This is a genomic window from Labrys sp. KB_33_2 (genome assembly GCF_052114505.1).
GTDB lineage: Bacteria > Pseudomonadota > Alphaproteobacteria > Rhizobiales > Labraceae > Labrys.
The window spans coordinates 109967-130059 of the sequence record NZ_JBFREW010000004.1 but is presented as its reverse complement, the minus strand read 5'-3'; the positions used below and the strand labels follow the sequence as shown (position 1 = coordinate 130059).

At 63.4% G+C, this 20093-nt stretch carries 18 protein-coding genes and 1 tRNA gene; 7 read left to right on the top strand and 12 right to left on the bottom strand.

Features of this window, described 5'->3' with window-relative positions; all coding sequences use genetic code 11:
* Positions 1-92: 92 nt before the first annotated feature.
* Together AB4037_RS09085 and AB4037_RS09080 are read left to right on the top strand one after the other, a co-directional pair.
* Positions 93-3128 carry an ATP-binding protein gene (locus tag AB4037_RS09085; protein ID WP_441771283.1) on the top strand — a complete coding sequence of 1012 codons (3036 nt, stop codon included), beginning with the start codon at positions 93-95 and terminating at the stop codon, positions 3126-3128.
* A 101-nt stretch (positions 3129-3229) separates the two neighbouring features.
* Positions 3230-3904: a redoxin domain-containing protein gene (locus AB4037_RS09080; RefSeq protein WP_441771282.1), complete on the top strand. Its 675-nt coding sequence runs from the start codon at positions 3230-3232 to the stop codon at positions 3902-3904.
* A 114-nt stretch (positions 3905-4018) separates the two neighbouring features.
* Here the strand turns inward: AB4037_RS09080 and AB4037_RS09075 are convergent, their stop codons facing one another.
* The 6 genes from AB4037_RS09075 to AB4037_RS09050 form a co-directional block, all read right to left on the bottom strand.
* Positions 4019-4888, bottom strand: coding sequence for a tetratricopeptide repeat protein (locus AB4037_RS09075; protein ID WP_434955107.1), 870 nt, complete (start codon positions 4886-4888; stop codon positions 4019-4021).
* Between the two features lie 219 nt (positions 4889-5107).
* Positions 5108-5341 (bottom strand): 30S ribosomal protein S21, encoded by a 234-nt coding sequence (gene rpsU / locus AB4037_RS09070; protein ID WP_068285423.1) that lies wholly within the window; start codon positions 5339-5341, stop codon positions 5108-5110.
* 125 nt (positions 5342-5466) lie between these two features.
* A complete protein-coding gene (locus AB4037_RS09065) occupies positions 5467-6561 on the bottom strand; it encodes a 5-(carboxyamino)imidazole ribonucleotide synthase (protein ID WP_434955108.1) in 1095 nt (364 codons plus the stop codon).
* Entirely contained in the window at positions 6558-7082 is a 525-nt protein-coding gene (purE, locus tag AB4037_RS09060; RefSeq protein ID WP_434955109.1) for a 5-(carboxyamino)imidazole ribonucleotide mutase, read from the bottom strand. Before purE ends, AB4037_RS09065 begins: the two co-directional genes overlap by 4 nt.
* A gap of 187 nt (positions 7083-7269) precedes the next feature.
* Positions 7270-7923 carry an alpha/beta fold hydrolase gene (locus AB4037_RS09055; protein ID WP_441771281.1) on the bottom strand — a complete coding sequence of 218 codons (654 nt, stop codon included), beginning with the start codon at positions 7921-7923 and terminating at the stop codon, positions 7270-7272.
* 266 nt (positions 7924-8189) lie between these two features.
* The gene (locus AB4037_RS09050) at positions 8190-9785 is read right to left on the bottom strand and encodes a glucan biosynthesis protein (RefSeq protein ID WP_434955111.1); all 1596 of its coding nucleotides are present in this window, start codon (positions 9783-9785) and stop codon (positions 8190-8192) included.
* Positions 9786-9951: 166 nt separating this feature from the next.
* Between AB4037_RS09050 and AB4037_RS09045 the strand changes: the two genes are divergently transcribed.
* Positions 9952-10527 (top strand): DNA-3-methyladenine glycosylase, encoded by a 576-nt coding sequence (locus AB4037_RS09045; RefSeq protein ID WP_434955112.1) that lies wholly within the window; start codon positions 9952-9954, stop codon positions 10525-10527.
* Between the two features lie 84 nt (positions 10528-10611).
* Here AB4037_RS09045 and AB4037_RS09040 read toward each other — a convergent pair whose 3' ends face one another.
* A complete protein-coding gene (locus tag AB4037_RS09040; RefSeq protein ID WP_434955113.1) occupies positions 10612-11280 on the bottom strand; it encodes a FecR family protein in 669 nt (222 codons plus the stop codon).
* Positions 11281-12023: 743 nt separating this feature from the next.
* Here AB4037_RS09040 and AB4037_RS09035 point away from each other — a divergent pair.
* The gene (locus tag AB4037_RS09035; RefSeq protein ID WP_434955114.1) at positions 12024-12323 is read left to right on the top strand and encodes a hypothetical protein; all 300 of its coding nucleotides are present in this window, start codon (positions 12024-12026) and stop codon (positions 12321-12323) included.
* 171 nt (positions 12324-12494) lie between these two features.
* Here AB4037_RS09035 and AB4037_RS09030 read toward each other — a convergent pair.
* Positions 12495-12570 (bottom strand) — tRNA-Glu (locus AB4037_RS09030).
* Positions 12571-12791: 221 nt separating this feature from the next.
* Here AB4037_RS09030 and AB4037_RS09025 point away from each other — a divergent pair.
* The gene (locus AB4037_RS09025; protein ID WP_441771280.1) at positions 12792-13823 is read left to right on the top strand and encodes an RluA family pseudouridine synthase; all 1032 of its coding nucleotides are present in this window, start codon (positions 12792-12794) and stop codon (positions 13821-13823) included.
* Positions 13824-13831: 8 nt separating this feature from the next.
* Here the strand turns inward: AB4037_RS09025 and AB4037_RS09020 are convergent, their stop codons facing one another.
* Together AB4037_RS09020 and AB4037_RS09015 are read right to left on the bottom strand one after the other, a co-directional pair.
* The gene (locus AB4037_RS09020) at positions 13832-14230 is read right to left on the bottom strand and encodes a hypothetical protein (RefSeq protein WP_434955116.1); all 399 of its coding nucleotides are present in this window, start codon (positions 14228-14230) and stop codon (positions 13832-13834) included.
* Entirely contained in the window at positions 14227-14592 is a 366-nt protein-coding gene (locus AB4037_RS09015; protein ID WP_441771279.1) for a DUF883 family protein, read from the bottom strand. The genes AB4037_RS09020 and AB4037_RS09015 overlap by 4 nt, the downstream gene beginning before the upstream one ends.
* 540 nt (positions 14593-15132) lie before the next feature.
* Here AB4037_RS09015 and rpoH point away from each other — a divergent pair.
* Positions 15133-16020: an RNA polymerase sigma factor RpoH gene (gene rpoH, locus AB4037_RS09010; protein WP_434955118.1), complete on the top strand. Its 888-nt coding sequence runs from the start codon at positions 15133-15135 to the stop codon at positions 16018-16020.
* A gap of 548 nt (positions 16021-16568) precedes the next feature.
* Positions 16569-16970 carry a nucleoside diphosphate kinase regulator gene (gene rnk / locus AB4037_RS09005; RefSeq protein WP_434955119.1) on the top strand — a complete coding sequence of 134 codons (402 nt, stop codon included), beginning with the start codon at positions 16569-16571 and terminating at the stop codon, positions 16968-16970.
* A 15-nt stretch (positions 16971-16985) separates the two neighbouring features.
* Here rnk and AB4037_RS09000 read toward each other — a convergent pair whose 3' ends face one another.
* On the bottom strand, positions 16986-18290 hold the full coding sequence (locus AB4037_RS09000; RefSeq protein ID WP_434955120.1) for a hypothetical protein: 1305 nt from the start codon (positions 18288-18290) through the stop codon (positions 16986-16988).
* Positions 18291-18597: 307 nt separating this feature from the next.
* On the bottom strand, positions 18598-19887 hold the full coding sequence (locus AB4037_RS08995; RefSeq protein WP_434955121.1) for an adenylosuccinate synthase: 1290 nt from the start codon (positions 19885-19887) through the stop codon (positions 18598-18600).
* Between the last annotated feature and the right edge of the window lie 206 nt (positions 19888-20093).

Here is a 20093-nt window from a genome sequence, read left to right as displayed (position 1 = left end):
AGGCCGGATTTGCCTTTTGTCCTCGTTGCGGCACGGCGCGGACGCTCGGCGCAGCTGGCCCGGCCGCCGAACCCGTCGCCCCTGCGCCATTGGTGCCGGCCAAGACGCGCGCCGATCCAGAGGTCGACAGGCGACAGGTGACAGTGCTCTTTGCGGATGTCTCGAGCTTCACCCAGCTCGCCGAGCGGCTCGATCCCGAGGAGGTGCGGGCGTTCCAGACCGCCCTGTTCGAAACCCTGGCGGGCGTGGTGACGCGTTATCAAGGCTTCGTGGAAAAATTCGTCGGCGATGCTGTCCTGGCCGTGTTCGGTGCACCCATTGCCCATGAAGACGATCCGGAGCGGGCCCTCTGCACTGCGCTGGACATGACGGAGGAGAGCGTCCGGCTCAATGAACGCTGGGCCGGGCGGCTGGGACAGCAGGTGAGCCTCCATATCGGCGTCCATACCGGCCTTGTGGTTGCGGGTCACCTTGGCCAGGCCGCCGGCGCCGCCTATGCGGTGACCGGCGACACCGTCAACACGACGGCACGCCTGCTGGCGGCGGCCTCAGGCACTATCCTGGTTTCCGCGGCCACACATGCCCTGGCCCAGCACCGTTTTAGTTTCGAGCCAGCGCATGTCCTGGCTCTGCGCGGTAAGGCGGAGCCGGTGGCGGCCTATCGGCTAATCGGCCTGTCGACCACGCCCGCTTCGGCGCGCGGGCTGGCTGCCCATGGGTTGGAAAGCCCGATGATCGGCCGTGACGACGAATTGGCGGGGCTGATCGCCGCCTTCGATCGAGCGCAGGCGGGATCTGCCCAGATCGTCAACCTCGTGGGGGAAGCTGGTTCGGGCAAATCGCGGCTGGTCGCCGAATTCCTGGCGGTGCTCGAAGCGCAGGGCAGGCTGGCCGGCGGTGCCGTACGCCGCACCGCGTGCTCCTCCCTTGGCGAACCGGCCTATGGCGTCTTCGGTGCCCTGTTCCGCGAGGCCTATCGGGTGAACCGCGACGATACGCTCGAAACGGCGAGCCGAAAGCTTGCGGCTGGACTTGTCGGGCTGGGTGCCGAGCTCGAAATGGCCGAGGCCGTCATCCCGGTCCTGAGCTACATGCTCGGCATGGAGGGGGCGAGCGCCGACGAACTCGCGCCCGAACAGGTGAAACGCCAGATCGCCCTGGCCGCGCGCATGCTGATCGGGCGCCGCCTGGACCAGGGACATTTGCTGGTCGTCGTCGAAGACCTGCACTGGGCCGACATGGCCTCGGTGGAGCTGTTGTGCGACATCGCCGACCACCTAGCGGATCGGCGCCTGATGATCGTGCTGTCCCACCGCCCCGGCCGGCCCCCGCTATGCTTTGCCCACGCCGTGCAATCGAGCCTTCCCCTGGCTCCCCTTTCGGCGGATCAGACGCGGGCCTTCGTCGGCGCCCTTTTTGGGGAGGCCGACGCGGATACTCTCGATGAAATCCGGGCCTTCGTCATCCGTCGGTCCGGTGGCAATCCTCTCTTCGTGGAAGAGATCGTCCGAAGCCTGGTGGCCAGGGGCGTGCTCCGGCGCGAGGGAGATCGCTGGATCCGCGCGGCCCCGCTCGAAGCCGACAATGTCCCGCCGACCCTGCAGGGCTTGCTGCTGTCGCGCGTCGATGAACTGCCGGCGGACCAGCGGCGTGTGCTGCATGAGGTAGCCGTACTCGGCATGGCGTTCGAGGATGCCCATCTTGCGGCTATCGCCACCGAACCGGCTCGAGTGGAAGCCGCTCTCCGCGACCTGACCGAGGCAAATTTCATCGTCCGGGTCAGCGAGGGCGCGGGCAGCTATCGCTTCACCCATGCTCTCATCCATGAAGCCGTCTACCAGAACCTGCTGCTTGCCCGCCGGACCGAACTGCACGACCGGGCCGGCCGCGCACTCGAACGGGCCGTGGGTGGCCGTCCCGAGAGGCTGAGCGATCTGGAGGCGTTGGGCCATCATTGGAGCCTGAGCCTCGACAAGGCCAAGGGCGCGCGCTATCTCATGGCGGCTGGCGACCGGGCCCGCGCCGTCTACGCCAATGACGATGCCATCCGCCATTATGAGCGGGCCTTTGGTATTCTGTCCGACTGCGCCGGCTGCGAAGGTGACAGCTTGGCGACACGGGAAAGGTTGGCGGACCTGCTGGCGCTGACCGAGCGGCGAACAGAGGCGGCTATTCACTATGAGGCCGTGCGTCAGGCCTTCGAGGCCGCGGCGGATTCGGCCGCGGCGGCGCGCCTCCAGCGCAAGATCGGTGGTCTGCATTGGGAAGCGGGCGATCGCCAGGCAGCCAGGGGCTGCTTCATGCAAGGCCTCGCCTTGATCGGGGGCGAGGGATATTCGCCCGAGCGTGCGCAATTGCTCCAGGAGGTCGGGCGGTTGGCCTTTCGCACCGGCGACAATGACGGTGCGATCGCCTGGGCGGAACGAGCCCTTGCCGAGACGGATCGTGAGGGTGCCGATGCGGAGCAGGAACGTCTGCGGGAATTGGCTGCGATACGGGCTCAGGCCTACAACACCATCGGCGTGGCGCTAGCGCGCATCGGCCGGCCGGCGGATGCGATCGAGCAGATCGAGCAGAGCGTGCGGCTCGCCGAGGACCATCGCCTGCTGCAGGCTGCCTGCCGTGGCTATACCAATCTCGGCGTGCTCTACAGCTCCCTCGATCCGCAGCGCAGCATCGCAACCTGCCTGCGTGGCTTGGAGATGGCCAAGAAGGTAGGAGACCTTGGTTTCCAGTCCCGGATCTACGCCAATCTCGCGGTCGCCTATTGTGCGCTGACCGATCGCTGCGAGGCGGAGGGCGTCGAAGCAGCGCAGATGGCGGTCGATCTCGATCGGCGGCTCGGCCTGCTCGATCACCTGGCCGCGCCGCTCATCATCCTTGGCCAGATCTATCAATGTCGCGGCGAACACCGGCTCGCCTTCGCCTCCTATGAGGAAGCCTTGCGCCTGGCCGAACGCATGGGCGAGCCGCAATTCCTGTTTCCCTGCTATGATGGCTTGGGCACGCTCCATCTGGACGCTGGGAACCAGGAGCAAGCGGCGCTATACTTGGCCAAGTCGCAGGAGGTTTGTCAGCGTGCCGGCCTGGAGCCAGACGCCCTGATGGTCTTGCCGTTTTTTTGTTAACTCCATTCCTTGTCGTCGCATCGTTTCCGCCGAAACCATCACGGACGGCACACCCTAAATTTTCGACACGATGTTTTTGGCCACGATGAAAGGGGTTTTGCATGAACATGCAGCCGACACTGGTGCCGATTGCCTTGGGTGAACGCGCGCCGGATTTCTCGTTGCCCGCTCTCGACGGGTCGGGCAGCGTATCGCTCGCCGATTTTCGCGGCAGGAATTCGTTGTTTCTTGCCCTGTTCGTCGGATTGTGGTGCCCGTTCTGCCGCAGGGCGATCGCGCAGATGGCCGCAACGGCTCCCCAATTGCAGGCGTTGGGGATCGAGACGCTCGGCGTCGTCGCGACCGAACTCGAAAATGCCCGGCTCTATTTCAAGTTCAGGCCGAGCCGGCTGCGCATCGCAACCGATCCGACGCTGTCGACGCACCGGGCCTATGGTGTCCCCAAGCCGCTGCCGACACCGGAGCTGATGGCCGCCCTGGCGGAGACCCGTGTCAATCCCACCGGTGAGCTGGCGGAACCTTTGCCGGTTCGGCAAGCCGCAGAGGCGCTGGCCCAGCTCGACGGTTACATCGAGAACCAGACCGATCATGCCGATCTGGAGCGGCAATGGCCTCAGCTCAAGGGGCAATTTCTCATCGATCGCGAGGGGCTGGTGCGCTGGACCCACATCGAATGCAGCGAGGGCCTGGCGGGAATCGGGAAGTTTCCTTCCGCCCAGGAAATCGTTGCCGCGGCCGAGACGGCGCTCGGACGGGAGGAAGGCGGGTCCTACTGAGGGCCCTGCCTTCCAGCCGAACGGGCAGGGGGACGCCACGCGAGGTGAGACGGCCTGCCACTCGCGGATGGCCGCCCTCACCGACTTGAGGCGCGTTGCCTTGCAGCCGTGCCCTCAGGCGCCGCCGCCGAGCCGGCTGAGGCCGCTCTTAGCCGCTGCGTTGCTCGAATCGATCGCCAGCGCGCGCTGGAAGCTCTCGCGTGCCTTCTGGGTGTCGTTCAAGCCGGCCTGGGCATAGCCGCGGCCCGCCCAGGAGGCGGCGTTGCGGTTGTTGATCTGCAGGGCCTGATCGAAGTCGGACAGTGCTTCCTTGTATTTCTGCAACTGCAGATAGGAGCTGCCGCGTGAATAATAGGGGGCCTCGGCGCGCGGATCGTTGGAGATCGCCGAGGTGAAATCGTCGATCGCGACTTCATGATTGGCGCTGGCCTGGCGGATCAAGCCGCGATTGTAATAGGCCTCGGCCGTCTCCGGCTTGATCTTGATGGCCTTGTCATAGTCGGCCATGGCCTGTTGGGTCTGGCCCTGCAGGCGATAGATGTTGCCGCGGCCGACATAGGCTGGCGCATAATTGGGATCGTGGGTGATCACCTGATTGTAGTCGGCGAGGGCCTGGGCCGTCTGGCCGGTCTTGCGGTAGACCAAAGCGCGGTTGGCCAGGGACTGGACGAAGTTCGGATCGATCTGCAGCGCGCGGTTGAAGTCGGAGATCGCCGGTCCGTACTGGTTGGAACGCGCATAGGCCGAGCCGCGCATGTTCCAGGCTTCGGGATCGTTGGGATTCTTTTCGATCACCGAGGAAAGTGAACCGATATCGGCCGACGAGACCTGGCGGCTGCTGGCATCGCCATCATCGCCACCGCTGCCGGTGGAGGCACAGCCGACCAGACCGAGGCCCGCAACGCCCAGCAGCAGGAGGGCGGCGATACGGGAGATGGAGGTTCTGGCTGGGGACTCTGCCGTGGTTGTCGTGGAAAATGTCATCTTGTCGGTCCGGATCCATCGAGACGAGTTACGGGAGCTGCGAGTCCTCGACCGGCAATCTGCCGCATTAACCTTGCTGGAAAGTAAAGCCTTTCCATGCATTTCGACGCATCTCACCTGGCCGGCGCACCCCCGGCGACCTCATACGCTACAAACGTGAACGCCCGGGCCAAATGGCTCGGGCGTTCGTTCAACCTATCTTCCGATCAAAAATCAGACTTACTTCTTCACAACGCGCGGCGTTGCGGGAATCAGGCCTTCGCGCTGCAGCTTCTTGCGAGCCAGCTTGCGGGCGCGGCGAACGGCCTCGGCAGCCTCGCGGGCGCGCTTCTCGGACGGCTTCTCGTAATGGCCGCGCAGCTTCATTTCACGGAAGATGCCTTCACGCTGCATCTTCTTCTTGAGCGCCTTCAGCGCCTGATCAACATTGTTATCGCGAACGAGAACCTGCACGCGTGCTGTCCTATTATCCTGGTGTGAATCGCTGCGGCGGCTTGGCAACAGGAAACCCGGTGCCAAAGCACCGCCGAATTTGGAAGCGGGGTCATATCAGAAGGTATCGCCGCTGTCCATACGGATTAGCGCGATCTCGGCGTTATCCGTGTGACATGGCCCATTTTCCGTCCCGCACGTGCCTCGCGCTTGCCATAGAGGTGCACCGAGGCGTTCGGTTCAGCGGCCAGAGCACGCCAGGCATGCACGCTGTCGCCGATCAGATTGGTCATCACGGCGTCTGAGTGGCGTTCGGTGGAACCCAGCGGCCAGCCGCAGACGGCGCGCACGTGATTCTCGAATTGGCTGACCAGACAGGCATTCTGCGTCCAGTGCCCGGAATTGTGCACGCGCGGGGCGATTTCGTTGACCAGGACCTGACGGTCCGAGGTCACGAACATTTCGACGGCGAGCACGCCGACATAGTCGAGCGCAGCGATGATCCGGGCGGCGATTTCGCGGGCCTCGACCTCGACCAGCGCCGAAAAATGGGAAGGTACGATCGACTGATCGAGAATGTGGTCGTGATGAAGGTTCTCGGTGAGGTCGTAGGTCCGCACGGCGCCGTCGTCGGCCCGGACTGCGATGACCGAGACTTCTGTCTCGAAAGGGACGAAGGCCTCCAGAATCGCGGGCTGGCCACCCATGCGGGCCAGTGCCTCCGAGAGGTCGTTGCCCGGCCGGATGATGGTCTGCCCCTTGCCGTCATAGCCGAAGCGCCGGGTCTTGAGCACGCTGGGGCGGCCCAGGGCGGCAACGGCGGAGGCGAGGTCGGCATGGCTGTCGACGGCCCGGAATTCGGCGGTGCCGATGCCGAGCGAGCGCACGAAGTTCTTTTCCGTCAGGCGGTCCGCGGTGGTTTCCAGGGCGCGCACGGCCGGCAGGACGGGGCGCGCCGCGGAAAGGATCGCCGCCGTGGCGGCCGGGATGTTCTCGAACTCATAGGTGATGGCATCGACGCTTTCGGCAAAGGCTGCAAGCGCCGCCTCGTCCTCATAGGCGGCACATGTGAAGCGCTCGGCGACCTGGAAGGCCGGGCTGGTATCGTCGGGGCAATAGATGTGACAGCGTATGCCGAGCTGTCCGGCCGCCAGGGCCAGCATGCGGCCGAGCTGGCCGCCGCCGAGAATGCCGAGCGTTCCTCCCGGTCCGACGCGCGGTGTTTGGATACCCTGGCTCATGCCTTCACCGTGTCGTCGGAAACGGGATGATGGGCAACCGCTTCGGTCTGGGCGGCGCGCCAGCGCTCGAGCCGCGTCGCCAGGGCCTCGTCGTGGAGGGCGAGCACGGCGGCGGCGAGCAAAGCGGCGTTGACGGCGCCCGCACGTCCGATCGCCAAGGTGCCCACCGGTATGCCGGCCGGCATCTGCACGATGGAATGCAGGCTGTCCACGCCTGAAAGCGCCTTGGATTCAACCGGAACGCCGAAGACGGGGAGCGGGGTGAGGGCCGCAGCCATGCCGGGCAGATGGGCCGCGCCGCCAGCGCCAGCGATCACCAGCTTGAAGCCCTTCGCCTTTGCCGATTTGGCGAAGTCGTAGAGGCGGTCGGGCGTGCGGTGTGCCGAGACGATGCGGGCTTCATAACCGATGCCGAGCGTATCCAGGGTCTGCGCAGCGTGGCGCATCGTGGCCCAATCGGACTGACTTCCCATGATGATGGCGACAGGCACGGCCTGCCCCGCCGCGGTGCTGGATGGCATCGGGACTCCCTTCGGCAAAAGGGGTGTCTAGAGCAAGATGCCGGTTTTGGGAAGGTAGCGCGTTATTCTCCGCCCGACTTGGAAGTCAGCGATGGGGACGAGCCTTGAAGCAAGGCCTATCTTGCGGGAAGGGAGCACATGAAACGAAGCATTGTGGCACGTTGCGTAGACTGCGGTCGTCGGTTGCTCAAACCTGGGCCAGCAATATCGCGGCCAGGGCCTCGGGCTTCAGTCGCGCGACATTGTGCCCGCAATCGAAGGCATGGGTCGCCCACTCCGGCTCGCTGCTCAGGCGCCGGTAAAGGTCAAGGAACGGGCTTCCTTCCCATCCAAATGCGCCGATGAAGGTCTTGCGCGGCACGTCACGCCAACGTCCGCCGAGATTGATCGACTGGAGAAACGTTCCGATTGGATGGGGCCGGCATCGCGGGTCCAGATGGGGAGGCGGCGCGCAAGTCAGTCCGTCGGCCTGTGTGCCTGCGATGAAGACATCCCGAAAGCGAGGCGTCGTCAGCGACCAGACGGAGTCGCCGGATTCAGGCACATAGGCGTCCACATAGACCAGTGCCCGGATTTGTGATGGTGCAGCATCGGCGGCGCCGCTTACGATCATTCCGCCGTAGGATTGTCCAACAAGAACCAGGTCGTCGCGATGCGACTTCACGGCACGAACGACCTCGTCTATGTGGGTGTCAAGATTGGCCGTCGGGGCGGGAACGTCACCGAGCCCCGAAAGAGTGGTCGGCAAGGCTTTGTGCCCGTGCGCGGTCAATATATCTGCCACCCTCTGGTAGACCCAGCCGCCCTGCCAGCCGCCGGGTATCAGGATAAAGGTGGCCATCTTGTTCATTCCCGACTTTGACGGCTATGGAGCTTCGACATCTCTTTCGGCGAAATCAAGACCGCGGTGTCGGCTGGCTGCGCCGAATTGAAGTGAGGTGACCGGGCTGAGTCTGAGCTGCAAAGGATCGACAGCAGCCGTTCATTTGTCGCTTTGATCCGGGCTGATGCGGAGCTTTCGTATCCGATTTGTGCGACAGGCCGGCACGGCTTCCGGGGGGCGGTGCCCCCGGATCACCAGAGCATGATATCTCAGATCATCCAGCGCTATACGAACGGATGGTACTGGTAGAGCCAGGTCTCGCTCAGCACCTTGTCGCCGAGCTTGAGATAGCAGCGCAGTTCCACCGGCTCCGGTCCCGTGGCGTGCAGGTCAAACTGGGCGCGCCAATGACCGTTGATGCCGTCGGGCACTGCTTCGGTGAAGATGTAGGAGAGCTCGCCGCGCGAGGCGGTGATGATCGGCTCGGGCTTGACGCCGTAGGGCAGGTCCTTGAGCGGGTCGCCGAGAAACTCGATCACGAATTTGCGCAAGCCGACCGGTCGCTGCGTACCGGGATGGCCGCCATTGCCCAGCCGCGTCGCCACCACGCGGGCGAGATTGGTGGGGAAGGGCTCGTCCGCCGACCAGTGCAGACGATATTTCAGCGTGAATTGCTGGCCGGCCTTGACCGGATCCTTCGGCACCCACATCGCCACGACGTTGTCGTGGATCTCGTCATTGGTGGGGATTTCGATGAGCTGGACGGTGCCTTCGCCGAACGGCGCCAGGGGCTCCACCCACAGCGAGGGCCGCAGATCATATTTGACGCCGTCGAGATAGTGATCGAACAGGCGGTCGCGCTGCAGCAGGCCGAAGCCGCGCGGGTTGGTATCGGTGAAGGCCGAGGTGGTGGTGGCCGGCACATTGTTGAGCGGGCGCCAGATATGCTCGCCGCCGCCCGTCCACATGGCCAGGCCGTCGGAATCATGCACTTCCGGGCGCCAGTCGACTGCGGTCTGCTTGGCTGTCTCGGAGAACCAATACATCGAGGTCAGCGGGGTCAGGCCGAAACGGCTGATATCGTTGCGCGTGAAGACCTGCGCCTCGATATCCATCAGCACGGCCTTGGCGCGCGTCATCAGGAAGGAGAAGGCGCCGGCGACGGACGGACCGTCCAAGAGGGCATAGACCTTGATCTGGTCGGCTGAGCCGGGAACGGCTTCCAGCCAGAACTCCTTGAAATCGGGGAATTCTTCCTGATGGGGCGGGTTAGGATCGGCTGCGTTGACGGCAAGGCCGCGGGCCGACAGGCCATATTGATAGAGCTCACCGATGGCGCGGAAATAGGAGGCGCCGAGGAAGGCGACCCAGTCGTTCTTCTTCCAGTCGACCGGCCCGTTGCGGGGCTCCTGGAAGCGGAAACCGGCAAAGCCGACGCCGTCGGGCATGGCCTGCGCCGGGCTGTCCGTCGGCATGTCGAAGGAAGCCTTGCGGTAGATGATCTCGCTGGCGTTCTTGCCTTCGACCACGTTGATGGTGACCTTCTTCTGGAAGAAGGTGCCGAGATGGAAGAAGGTGACCGGGAAGGGCGCTGGACCATCGGCCCACAGAGCGTCCTCGGTCTTGAACTTGATCTTGCCGAGTTCCTCATAAGTCAGCTTGGAGGTGATGTCGGGCGCTGGTTTCTCGGTCGGAACATAGGCCTCCGTCGCCAGCTTCTTGGCACGCTCGACCAGACCCTCGAAGGAAAAAGGCGCAGGCGGACCGAAAGTCAGCGCGCCCTCGTCGGCGAATGCTGCGGTCGGAAGGCCCAGTGCCATCAGAGTCGAGAGACTTACGGCTCCCTGGAGGAAAAGCCGTCGGTCGAAAGCGTCGTTCATCAACAAGTTCCTAACTTCTATTGCGCCCGCAAGCTAAACAGGGATTATCGCCTGTCAATGCCGTGGCGCTTCAAACCGCGTCGATTTCGTGACAATAGATTAATTTGAGCGAGAATTTTGCGCAAAAAAGCTCAAAAGAACCCAATAATCTTCCAAAATCTGAGAAATGCCCAATTCATCCCAGGCCTATGCTCCCGCCGCCTTCTATAGACGCGACGTTCTCACCGTTGCCAGAGATCTGATCGGCATGACCCTCTTGGTCGATGGCGTCGGCGGCGTCATCGTCGAGACCGAGGCCTATGACCGTGACGATCCGGCCTCTCACACCTATCGCGGGCCGACGCAGCGCAACGCCGTGATGTTCGGCCCGCCAGGCCATATCTACATCTATCTGTCCTACGGCATGCATTGGTGCGCCAATATCGTATCCGGAGAGCCCGGCCGCGCTAGTGCGGTGCTGCTGCGAGCCCTGGAACCGACTGCGGGACTCGATCGCATGGCGCAGAGGCGGGGGCTCGCCAATCCGGCCCTGTTCTGCTCTGGACCCGGGCGGCTTTGCCAGGCCTTGGGGCTGACCGGCGGTCAGAACGGGCTGGCGATGACCCAGCTCCCCTTCGAACTCCTGCGGCGAGCCCATGAGCCACCCATCGCCGCCGGCCCCCGCATCGGTATCAGCAAGGCAATCGAACGGCCTTGGCGCTTCGGCTGGAGCGGCTCGAAATTCCTCAGCAAGAAGTTCTGATATCCCAAGCACAAACGAAAACGGGCCCCCGAAGGGGCCCGCCAAGGACGTGTTGCGATCGCCTGTCCGGCTCGGCTCGAGGCCCTATTTGCCGCCGAAAGTGTCGCAGATCTTGGAATTGGCCGTGCCCGTGCAGTGCTCGGTGGGTGAACCCGCGGCGGGCACGATGCGGATGATGCGATCCTCGCCGACCAGCGCGGTCTCGCCCGGCTTCACCAGCTTGCAATAGCGGATGGGGCGCCGTGGCGGGCAGATGAAGGTCTTGCCCTCATAGAGGGTGATGGCGCTGGTGGGGCTGCGGGAATCGACCTGGAATTTGGTGCCGCGCACGCCAATCGAGGCCTGGGGAGCGTGAATCTTGTAGGCGCTCTTGGCCGAATCGCCAGTGGCGAAGCGGAAGGCTCCCTTGGCGAATTGCAGCACGACGGACTTAGCCTTGCCATTGCCGGCATAGACGAAGCTGTCGAGCGTGACCGACGACTTGGAGCCGAGCATCAGATGGGTATTGTCGAGAAAACGCAGTTCGATAACGCCGCTCGGGCCTGTGACGATCTTCTCGCCCTGATGCACGCTGGACCCGATTTCCAGGCGTCCGGACATCGAACCATGTACGGCTGGCGTCAAGCCGACGACGTCGCCGATGACTTCAGGTCCCTGCTTCGTCGGAGCGGTCTGGGCGGCGGCCGTCTGTGTAGAGAAGGCAGCAAGCAGGATGAACAGCACCGGTGCCAGGCGCGGGAAACGTAGTGTCATGACAAATATCGAACCGTTACTCGAAGGTGGGATCAACGCGGTATCTAGCCGGTGTCATCATAGCGCTGCGGCAGCCGAAAAGTGAAGGCTTATTAAGCATGTTCAGAGCTCATCCATTGGAAACCAAGCGGCCTGTTGCGTTTTTGCATCGCAGTCTAGCGCAGTGTATCGCGTTGCGACGAGGTGGCAGCGGGTGTTCTGATAGCAGTAGCTACGGAAGCATCTGGATTAGAATTGTCAGGATTAGCCAATTTAGGGATAGGGTTTTCTGGGATTCCATTGGGTAAATTATTCTTTATTGGTATTTCTTACGCAGAGGTATTTGAGGTGCCATGCCCCTTGCGTGGCTTGATCCCGCTTCAACCGCATGCCAGTTGCTGATCGAAATCAGGCAGGCCTCCGAGGTACTGTGTTCGCCTGGAAATTATTGCAGACCGGAATAGGGGGCGTCGGACATCCCTGGAGCAAAGCGCGTTTAGACAGAAACGCTTGTTTGCTCCCACTCTTTGGTTCCAAGCCAATCCAACGGATTGGCTAGAGCACCTTTGCGATTCTTGGCGTGACCGCCAAATGGCAAAACGCTTTGGGGTAGCGGCGTCGCTCGTATGCCGTCAGCGGCTTTTCGGCACGTCGATCCCAACTTTTGCCGAAATTGCAACGCATAGCTGCTCAGCCTTTGTTGCACTGCAACATTGTGAGAATCCTGCTATGGTGCCGTCAAGTGAAAGAGAAGGCATAGATCCGTGAGCGAGACCTGGAACACGAAATTCGGCAGCCGGCGCGTCAAGCAGGCCCTTCCGACCATCGAGGAAGCCCTGGTCGCCGCCGAATGTCTCAATGATGACTTCGACCAGCAGGTCGAGATCGCTGCATCGCTGCTCGGTATCGCCGTTGAAGACGTGCGTGCCATTGCCAAGCGGTCGGTGAAGCCGACCGAGCGTCGTCTCAGTCTGCCGATTGCTAAGTCGCCCCGCGCGGCGGTCGCGCCGCGGGCCGTGGTGGTTGAATATCGTACGCCCAAGCGTCTGGTCGGCATGCGCTGACGCGCTGACCCAGACCTCATTTCCAATGAAAATCTGACGGGCGCCGCGGGAAACCGTGGCGCTTTTCGTTTGGCGCATAGGACGATCAGCGGCGAGGCGCGTATCCAACGCGGCATGGCGGTGCAAATCAGCCGATGTTCTGGAAATGCTTGCTTAAGCGCTTGAAAAGCTTGGCGCTCCCAACCGGACTCGAACCGGTGTTTTCGCCGTGAGAGGGCGACGTCCTAGGCCACTAGACGATGGGAGCAGCGGCAAGGAGTGCGCCTATAGCGGCAAATCAGGCCGTCGGCAAGCGGCAATCTGCACGATTGGCGCATTTGTGGTTTGAATTCTTGGCATTGCTGACATTCCCGCTTAAAGCGTCCTGCGATTTGATTGAATCGGCAGGAATCGCAAAGGCGCGTCGAAACAAAGAGTTAGGGAAAAATGACGTTTCCACTTGAACGTGTTTTGCTCTAGTAGGCGCCCATGAACAGCATCGCCAACAACTCCGAAGAGACGCTTTTCGAGGTCGCCGAAGCCGGTGAGCGCATCGACCGCTTCCTGGCCCGCCAATGCCAGGGCGCCGATAACAGGCCCGATCTGCAGCCTCTGTCACGCACGCGCATCAAGGCCCTGATCGAAGCCGGCCATGCCACGATTGATGGCCGTGCGGTGCTCGATGCCGGCCAGATCCTCAAGCCGGGGCAACGAATTGCGCTGCGGGTCCCCGAGCCGGAGCCTGCCGAGCCGCAGGGCGAGGATATTCCGCTTGCCATCGTCTATGAGGATGACGACCTCCTGGTCATCGACAAGCCGGTCGGCCTGGTCGTGCATCCCGCGGCGGGGCATGAGAGCGGCACGCTGGTGAATGCGCTCATCGCCCATTGCGGTGATTCGCTGTCGGGTGTTGGCGGCGTGAAACGGCCCGGCATCGTGCATCGCCTCGACAAGGACACGTCCGGCCTGCTCGTGGTCGCCAAGAACGACAGGGCGCATCAGGGATTGGCGGCTCAGTTCGCCGATCATGGCCGTACCGGACCGCTGGAACGGGCCTATCTCGCCTTCGTCTGGGGGGCGGCGCGCGCGCATGGCACGATCGAGACCGGCATCGACCGATCCACCCGCAATCGCGAGAAGATGGCCGTGGTGGCGCTTGGGCGCGGCCGGGAGGCGATCACCCATTATTCCCTGGTCGAGGCCCTGGGCAGCCACGGCGGCCAGCCGCTGGTCAGCCTGGTGGAATGCCGGCTGGAGACCGGCAGGACCCATCAGATCCGTGTCCACATGGCCCATCTCGGCCATCCGCTGCTGGGCGATGCCGTCTATGGCAGCGGCTTCAAGACCAAGGCGGCCCTCCTGCCGGAGGCGCCGCGCGCAGTGCTTGCCTCTCTCGGGCGACAGGCACTGCATGCCCGGCTGCTCGGTTTCGAGCACCCCGTCAGCGGCAAGCATCTGGTGTTCGAAAGCCCGTTGCCGGCGGACCTCGCCGCTTTGGCCAAGGCCTTGCGCACCGGTTGAAGCCGAAGCTAGCGCTTGCGGCCGAGCCAGAAGCCACCTGCCAGAGCTGCGAGCGCCAGGGCGCCGCTGACCGTCTTCTTGTCCGGCAGGCTCTCCTCGACGACGCCCGCCGCTGTCACCAAGGTCGCGGCGAGGAGCCGGCGGCGCTTGGCTTTCCTCTCGGCGGCCTGCGCCCCAACCAGAGCCAACACCGCCAGCACTGCAAATCCACAGCCGAGCGCTGCATCGGCCCAATAGGGGCCATAGGTTTCAGCCAGGAAACGGTGCAGGCTGATCAGCCCGATGATCGCCATCGCGACAACGCAGCAGCCTGCGAGCAAGCGCCAAAGGAGGACGGTGCCGTACTGACGCAGGACGGCGCTCAGTTCCTCCTTGGCGAGGGCACCTAAAGCAAGGAGACGAGTCACGAGCGCCCCTTGCTCCACAGGCCGAGGATCAGGCCGATGCCGGCAGCGAGCGCCACCGATTGCAGCGGCTTGCGGGTGATGTAGTCGAGCGTCGCCTTCTGCAGGTCGGATGCCTGCTCCCTGGCGGCATCGCCGATTTCGCTGGCTTTGGCGCCAGCCTCGTTCACCTTGTCGTCGAGCACCTGCCTGGCATGCCTGGCTTCCTTGGACAGGAATTTCGACCAGGAACTCTTCTCCGCGTCGACATAGGCGCTGAGCTGCTCGGTCAGGCGGGCAACTTCAGCCCTCAGAGCGTCGAGATCCTTGCCGAGGCTCTCGGAAAGATCGGCCTTGGCCTGAGCCGTGCGCTTATCGCCGTCCATACTGATGTCTCCTGTCTGGTCAACAGTGAAGGGCCGCGGCCGGTTTCCAGCATCGCGGGCTGCGATGGCGGAGGGCACTCTAGAAGAGTTAGGCCGACGGGTGGTTGGTGCAAGGTAAACAAAGCGTTACGGTAAACGCGGTACGACGGGCGGCGGTTCCCTCAGCCTGGAAATCGATTAACATCCCTTAATTTGACAATGTTACCGAGCTGTCACATTAATGCATGGCCGCCTGGGAAAAATTGCAACGTGAAAACGCCGCAATCGGGCGCATGATGAGTTGGGTGATCGGGATTGGTCCGTGCCTCAGCCGCCCGGGTGACGAATGTCCCATGGCCGGTGAGACGTCCTCGGTGAAAGCAAGTCAATAGATTTGCCGAGGGTGGCACATGCGGGGCCGCGAGATGCCGTGACCGGGAAGATCCACAAGGGTCTTCACAAGGGCCGGTATCGTCCCCATATCACGTAGGCGCCGTCTGCTTCGTAAGGAGGGATGGCGATTTGAACCGCCCTCGATGGGGGTTCAGAGGAGAGGAACATATGGCTTCTGCCGCGCTTCCCGTCTTGGCCGCCGAGAGTGGCCTGTCGCGTTATCTCGATGAAATTCGCCGCTTCCCGATGCTCCAGCCGGAGCAGGAGTACATGCTTGCCAAGCGTTGGCGCGAGCATGGCGACCGTGAGGCTGCACATCAATTGGTGACCTCGCATCTGCGGCTCGTGGCCAAGATCGCCATGGGCTATCGTGGTTATGGCTTGCCGCTGGGCGAGGTGGTTTCGGAAGGCAATATCGGCCTGATGCAGGCCGTCAAGCGTTTCGAGCCTGAAAAGGGCTTTCGCCTCGCTACTTACGCCATGTGGTGGATCCGCGCCTCGATCCAGGAGTACATTCTGCGCTCCTGGTCGCTGGTTAAGATGGGTACCACCGCCAACCAGAAGAAGCTTTTCTTCAACCTGCGCAAGGCCAAGAGCCAGATTTCGGCGCTGGATGAAGGTGATCTGCGCCCCGAGCAGGTCAAGTCGATCGCCAAGTCGCTCGGCGTGCAGGAGCAGGAAGTGGTGGAGATGAACCGCCGTCTCGGCGGCGATGCTTCGCTGAATGCTCCCGTGCGCGAGGAAGGCGACGGCGAGTGGCAGGACTGGCTGGTGGACGATTCTGTCAGTCAGGAGACCCGCCTGGCCGAGACGGAGCAAAGCGAGAACCGCTCCACCGCCCTGCGCCAAGCCCTGAATGTGCTGAACGATCGCGAGCGGCGCATTTTCGAGGCACGCCGCCTTGCCGATGATCCCATCACGCTCGAAGAACTCTCCGACGAGTTCGGCGTCTCGCGCGAGCGTGTACGCCAGATCGAGGTCAGGGCCTTCGAAAAGATCCAGGCGGCAGTACGCTCCGGCGTGGCCCGTCTGGAAGCCGCGCACGCGCCGGCCTGATACTGCTCGCGATAGCCTAAAGGGGAGCCGCCTTCGGGCGGCTTTTTCCTTAAAGCGTTTTGCGATTTGGTGGAATCACCGAGAATCGCAAAACGCTCCAGCCAATCCATTGGATTGGCTTGGAATCAAAGAGCTAGAGCAAAACAGCGTTTCCGTCTAAACGGGCTTTGCTCTAGGGGGCGCAGCTGTCTCCATGCCTCGATGTAAAGCGCGTTCGGGACATCATCCGATCCGGCTTGACAGGATTGGTGTCGATCAACATGGTGGAGCCATGAGCACCGTGGTCAAAATCACCCTTCGTCTCTTCCCGATCGCGGAAGCGTAGCCCCGGGCTCGGCCGTTTGCGCCCCGAGCTGCGGGGCGCGCCGCTTCCCATCCGGGGCGGCATACCACCCGGCGCATTTTTCAATCCGTCAAATCGCAATGCTGTCGCCGGCAGGCTCGCGCCAAGCGCGGGGCCGGCGCATCCATTTTTCGTCGCCATGCTCAGCGGGTAGCCGCTTGGCAGGTGGGCGTGCCATGTCGCGGCTATTCTGAGGTATCCAATCATGAATCAACCCATCAAGAACCAGACCAAGCCCAATATCATCGTGAACGAGATCGATTTCGAGCGCCTGACGCAGCTCGCCACCTCCGCCCTCGATCGGTTCCCTGAAGTGGCCGAGGCGTTGCTCGGCGAGCTCGACCGGGCCGAGATCGTTCCGGCGGTGCAGGTCGGCGAATGTGTGGTGCAGATCGGCTCCGTCGTCACCTTCGAGACGGAGGGCGGCGCCTTGCGCGAGGTCAAACTGGTCTATCCGGGCGAGGCCGACATTGCCGAGGGCAAGGTCTCGATCCTCACGCCGATCGGCACGGCCTTGCTGGGCCTGTCGCCGGGGCAGTCGATCACCTGGAAGGCCCGCGACGGCCGCGAGCACGAATTGCGCGTCACGACCGTAAAGGCATCCTGAAAGGGGCGCCGCGATCTATTGCGCCGCGGCGGCGTCGGTGTTCCAGGCGGCCATGGCGTCGTTGAAGGCCTTCTCGCCAGTCGGCCCCTTCTCGAAGGTGAATACGGCGTTGCGGCCGTTGGCGAAGGTGAACACCAGGTCGAACCATTGATTGGCCTGCAACATCTTGGCGTTGCGGCCCTTCTCGTCGGGTGGGTCGAGCAGACCCATCAGGAACACGCCCGTCGTGACCTTCATCAACGCCCCGTCGAGCTGCAAGCCAGGGACCTGCGGATCGGCCTTGACGTTCACGCTCTTGACGTCGCCGACGGCGCCGCTGGGATAGTCGGCCGGTACGCTCATCTGGATGTTCAAGAGGTAGTTTGCCGGCAGGGAACGGTCGGAATTGTGCCTGAGGGTGAGGAGCACCTTCATCTTGCGGTCGGGAACGGTGATTTCACCGACGACGACAGTGTCGAGCGGTCCGTTGGTACCGCTGGCCTGCGATTCCGTACGCCAGTTCACGGTGCCTTCGAAGAGGCGGCCCTTCATCGGGGCGCTCGGGTCTTCCTCCATCAGGCGCGCGCGTTGCCCCTCCGGCGCCTCCGACTGCGTCGAGGGCAGCAGCGGTGCGGGCGCTGTTGGAACCTGCGGCGCCGGTGCGGCAGGCTGCGGGGCGGCCGGCGTCGGTGCCGAAGGATTGCCGGTGGCGACTTCGGTCGGGGGGGCGGCCGGCGCGCCGCCGAGGCGGTCATTCAATTTGCCGGGCTCGGGTGCGGGCTTGGATGATGCTTGTGGTGCGGGCCCCGGCTGAGGTACCGGCGCCGGGCTGTCGTCGCTTCCGCGCAAATAGAGCGCAGTGGCGGCGCCTCCGCCGATGATGACGGCTGCCAGCGCGGCCATCACGGCATAACGCCGGAAATTGCCGTTGGAACTGCTGCGACGAGGCGCCTGAGGCCGCCGCTTCTCGGTCTTGCGCTCGGCGAAAGCCGGCAAGCCGTTCGGCCGGGACGAGGCAGGCGAGGGCGCCTCATCGTCCACGGCATCGTTGTCGGCAGGCTGGCCATCGGACTGGGACTGGGGAGCGGCCGGGCGCTCGGAGACGACCGGCTCGGGCGTGAACTCGGCTTCGTCGTAATGGTGCTCGACGCGCCGTATGGCCTCTTCGAGCAGGTTGCGTTCCCTCGCAATCTGCCCCTCCGTCAGCGCTGGATCAGCGGCATTGAGCTGGCGGAGAAGGGCGGAGCGGGCTTTCTCATAGAGCGCCTGGCGGGTTTCCTGCGTATTGGGGGAAAGACCCTGCACGGCTCGCTGGATGGGAGGAAAATAGTCCGTCGACACGCGTTCTGGCTCGATCTCTTCACAGAAGCATTTTCCAGAAAAGTTTATGGACTTTTCGGTTAGGAAAATGCGTCAAAACAAGACGTAAGAGCAAAATGCGATTCGGAGAAATCGCAGTTTGCTCCGGGCCCATGATCCGCTGCAGGCAGGCCCGGCTGCCAAGACGTGGTCGAAACCACGCCTGATCCTGCCCCTGGGAACAAGACCATCGCCGGATACGCCCGGCGCCGCGCGGATCGCAACCCGCACAGTGCCATCGCAGCAGATCACGCACTAATGCCCGAATCTGACGGGATTAGGTCTGCTCTTAGACTTGAAAGGGATTTTGCACAAGGATCGTGTCATCCCGGTCGGGGCTGGTGGAGAGCACGGCCACCGGCGCCCCGATCAGCTCTTCGATGCGGCGCACATATTTGATCGCCTGCGCCGGCAGGTCGGCCCAGGAGCGGGCCTTGGCCGTGGTTTCCTGCCAGCCCTCGATCTCCTCATAGATCGGTTTCACGCGCGCCTGGGCGGCCTGGCTGGCCGGCAGATAGTCGATTTCGCGACCATCGAGTTCATAGCGCACGCACACCTTGATGGTCTTGAAGCCATCGAGAATGTCGAGCTTGGTGAGGGCGATGCCGGTGATGCCGGAGGTGCGGATGGTCTGGCGCACCAAGGCGGCATCGAACCAGCCGCAGCGGCGGGCCCGGCCGGTGACCGTACCGAATTCGCGGCCGCGCTCGCCGATCAGGCGGCCGGTCTCGTCGGTGAGTTCGGTGGGGAAGGGGCCTTCGCCTACGCGCGTCGTATAGGCCTTGGTGATGCCCAGCACATAGTCGAGCGCGCCCGGCCCGAGGCCGGAGCCGACGGCGGCCTGCCCCGCGACCGTGTTGGAAGAGGTCACATAGGGGTAAGTGCCATGGTCGATGTCGAGCAGGGCACCCTGGGCGCCCTCGAACAGGATGCGGTTGCCGGCCTTGCGCGCCTTGTCGAGCAGGGCGCCGACGTCGTCCATGAAGGGCAGGACGAGCGGCGCCACGTCCGCCAGTTCCTGATAGAGGGCTTCCGGATCGATTTCGTTCTGGCCGGTGCCGCGGCGTAGGGCGTTGTGATGGTTGAGCAGGCGCGCGATCTTCGGGCGCAGGGAGCCGAGATCGGCCAGGTCCATCAGCCGGATGGCGCGGCGGCCGACCTTGTCTTCATAGGCGGGACCGATGCCGCGCCCGGTCGTGCCGATCTTGGTGCCATCGGTCGCCGATTCGCGCAGGCGATCGAGGTCCTGGTGCAGCGAGAGAATGAGCGGGGTGTTCTCGGCGATGCGTAATGTCGTGGGCGTCACCGAAACGCCCTGCTCCGTCAGCTTCTTCACCTCGGCGACGAAGGCGCGGGGGTCGAGCACCACGCCATTGCCGATCACCGAGAGCTTGCCGCGCACGATGCCCGAGGGCAGCAGGGACAGCTTGTAGACATTGTCGCCGATGACGAGGGTATGGCCGGCATTATGGCCGCCCTGGAAGCGTACGACGACGTCGGCCTGTTCCGACAGCCAGTCGACGATCTTACCCTTGCCTTCGTCGCCCCATTGCGACCCGACCACGACGACATTGGCCATGGTGATCTCCCTTCTCTCTCTGGCCCTCGGCCCCGAAATTCCGAGAGCAAAACGCGTTCAAGTGGAAACGTCGTTTTGCTCTAACTCTCTCGTTTCGATACGTTTTTCGATCGCTGGTGGTTCCACCAAATCGTAAAACACCTTCGCACGGAATTCCAAAACCCGGACACGCAAAAGCCCGGCTCATCCGATGGCCGGGCTTTTTC